The organism is Komagataeibacter kakiaceti JCM 25156 (assembly GCF_000613305.1).
In genome coordinates this window covers 1-3,220 of record NZ_BAIO01000271.1, presented here as the reverse complement: position 1 = coordinate 3,220, position 3,220 = coordinate 1, and the positions used below count along the sequence as shown (strand labels likewise).

Here is a 3,220-nt window from a genome sequence, read left to right as displayed (position 1 = left end):
GCGTGGCGGACCGGACCCATCGCCCGCTGCTCAACGCGGCGGCGCCCCATGCGGTGCTGGGCGATCTCATGCGCGTGCGCCACCCGGTCTATGCGGAGGCGGATATTATCGTGGATTGTGGAGAAGATAGCGTGGAACACAGCGCCGACCATGTCATAGGGGCCCTGAAGCGGGGCCAACAGCCCCTGCGCGTGCCGGTGCGGCTGGAACGTGGCAGCTACGATGTCATCATCGGCTCCGATGTGATCCGGCGGGCCGGGGCGCTGCTCGCCCCCGTGCTGCCCCAGAAGCGCGTGATGATCCTGACGGATGAGACCGTTTCCCCCCTGCACCTGCCCCGCCTGCTGGAAGGGCTGGAGGAAACCGGCACCCGCGCCGAGGTCATCACCATCCCCCCCGGTGAGGGCTCGAAGACCATCGGCATGTATGAACGCGTGACCAACGCACTGCTGGAAGCCCATGTGGAACGCGGCACCACGGTCGTGGCGCTGGGCGGGGGCGTGGTGGGGGATCTGGCCGGGTTCTGCGCCGCCACCACGCTGCGTGGCCTGCCCTTCGTGCAGATTCCCACAACACTGCTTTCGCAGGTGGATTCCTCCGTGGGGGGCAAGACCGGCATCAACACCCCGTTTGGCAAGAACCTGCTGGGCGCGTTCCACCAGCCCATCGCGGTGCTGGCCGATACGTCCACCCTCGCCACCCTGCCGGTGCGCGAACTGCGCGCGGGCTATGCCGAAATCGTCAAATCCGGGCTGCTGGGCGATGCGGGGCTGTTCGACTGGTGCGAGCGCAACGGGGCCGAAGTCCTGTCGGGCGATCCGGCCGTACAGGCCGAAGCCATCCGCATGGCCTGCGCGTTCAAGGCGCGCGTGGTGATTGCCGATGAGCGCGAGGAACGCAGGACCGATGGCCGCGCCCTGCTCAATCTCGGCCACACCTTCGGCCACGCGCTGGAGGCGGAGATGGGCTATGACGGCAGCCTGCTGCATGGGGAGGCCGTCTCCATCGGCCTGCGGCTGGCGTTCATGCTGTCGGTCCGGCTAGGATACTGCCCCATCGAGGATCTGGACCGCGTGACCCGCCATCTCGAACGCCTGTCCATGCCCGCGCGCATAGGCGATACGGGGCGCAGCCTCTCGGCCACGCAGCTTGTGCGCAACATGCAGCGCGACAAGAAAATGCGCGATGGCCGCCTGTCCTTCGTGCTGGTGCGCGGCATCGGCCGGGCCTTTACCTGCCGTGACGTGCCCGACGAGGCCGTGCTGGAAATCCTGCGCGCCGATGGCTGCACGCCCTGACCGGGCGGCGCGGCCTCATGTGACGTTTTTACAACATTCCACGCCGCGCGCCGCCCGGTGGCGCGGCATTTACCATATCTCAATCCCTGCCCCGCACAACGGTCCAGCCATGGAACGGGGCGGGCGGGCCTTCAGCCATTCCCACCCTTTCCGCTGGCACTTCGATAACGGCCCCCGGGCCGACTGTGTCAACACGTATCAGGCCGATGTGGAACATGCCCCATTTCCGCAAGCACGAAGGCGTCTGATCGAACTGCAAGGATGGGAACATGCGTCTTCGCGTGGCATTGCTGGCGACATCCCAGATCATGGCGCCCGTCGCCGCCGCCATGGCAACAACCATAGCCGGCCCCTATGTCGATATTGGCGGTGGCTATAACCTGACCCAGACCCAGCATGTCCATGATTATGACAGGCAGCGCTGAACGACATCAACAACACCTATCTCAAGGGCGCGCCGGCAGCCGTCACCGCCCCCTTTGACAAGGGAATCGACCCGGCCTGCATGAACGCCAGCAGGTGCGCCATGGCGATGGCTGGACCGGATTCGCCGCCTTTGGCTGGGGCTTCGGCAACGGCCTGCGCGCCGAGGTGGAAGGCGTCTACAACTGGTCGGACCTGAGCAGCATCACCGCGACCACGGGCGACCCGAAGGGCCACCGGATGCGGGGCAGGACCGATGGCAGCGACCGGTCCTATGGCGGATTCGTCAATGTCCTGTATGACATCGACCTCAAGCGCCTGTTCGATATTGACGTGCCGGTCACCCCGTTCGTCGGTGTGGGTGCGGGCTATCTGTGGCAGAACGTCAGCGGGATCACCACGCTACAGCACACCATCAGCCAGCACGGTACGAATGGCAGCTTCGCCTATCAGGGCATCGTGGGCGCGGCCTATGACATCCCGGGGGTGGCGGGGCTGCAGATGACCACCGAATACCGCATGATCGGCCAGGTCGAATCCTTCGACATGGGCACGGTCAACCAGTCCTATTCCGGCCCGCTGGGGCGCGACACCACCCACCTGCGTTATGACCAGCGCTTCAATCACCAGTTCATCGTGGGCGTGCGCTATGCGTTCAACACCGCGCCCCCGCCACCACCGCCGCAGCCCGCCGTCGTTCCCGCCGCCCCGGTGGCCTCACGTACCTATCTGGTGTTCTTTGACTGGGACGGCGCGACGCTGACCGGCGCGCGCGCGAAATCGTGACCGAGGCCGCGCAGGCATCCACCCATGTCCAGACCACCCGCATCGAGGTGAATGGCTATACCGACAGTTCCGCCGCCCATCCCGGCCCGCGTGGCGCGACATACAACATGGCCCTGTCCCTGCGCCGGGCGGACAGCGTGAAGGCCGAGCTGATCCGTGACGGGGTGACCGCCAGCGCCATCGATATCCGCGGTTATGGCGAATCCCGCCCGCTGGTGCCCACCGGCCCCGGCACACGCGAACCCCAGAACCGGCGTGTGGAAATCATCCTGCACTGACCCCGCCAGACCAGTATGTTATGATGAATGGAATGAAGGGGAAACGCCCGGCGCGTTCCCCTGATTTCATGTCGAATCGTTCCGGGAATTTACTGACATCCACAGTTCCCCCTTTTCGGTCAGTGACCTATGCAAAATTCGGATATCTGACCGGAAGGTTTCATAAAAGCCTTACAAATACTGGACTTTTAACAATCCTGCCTAAAGATGCCTGAAAGATATGTGCTTTTTTTGTCACAACCCGTCCACATGCGCCATTTAGCCCATTCTCAAGCGGGGTCAGACACGCTAAGTCCGCATCATAAGCTTGCGGGTAATCTCAGGCTGCCCTGTATCGGGGCAAATCCATTGCCCGGATCACAGACAGGGCCCGCCCTGCAATCAGATTTTAAGGACTCAACCATGCGTCTTCGCGCAGCGTTACTGGCAACCAGC

1 protein-coding gene and 1 pseudogene are annotated in these 3,220 nt (G+C 64.1%); both read left to right on the top strand.

The features are described from left to right. The coding region (gene aroB, locus JCM25156_RS12090; protein ID WP_084296512.1) for a 3-dehydroquinate synthase at window positions 1-1,298 on the top strand (1,298 nt) is incomplete at its 5' end. 269 nt (window positions 1,299-1,567) lie between these two features. After that, window positions 1,568-2,785: pseudogene (locus tag JCM25156_RS24010) on the top strand (OmpA family protein). Window positions 2,786-3,220 lie beyond the last annotated feature (435 nt).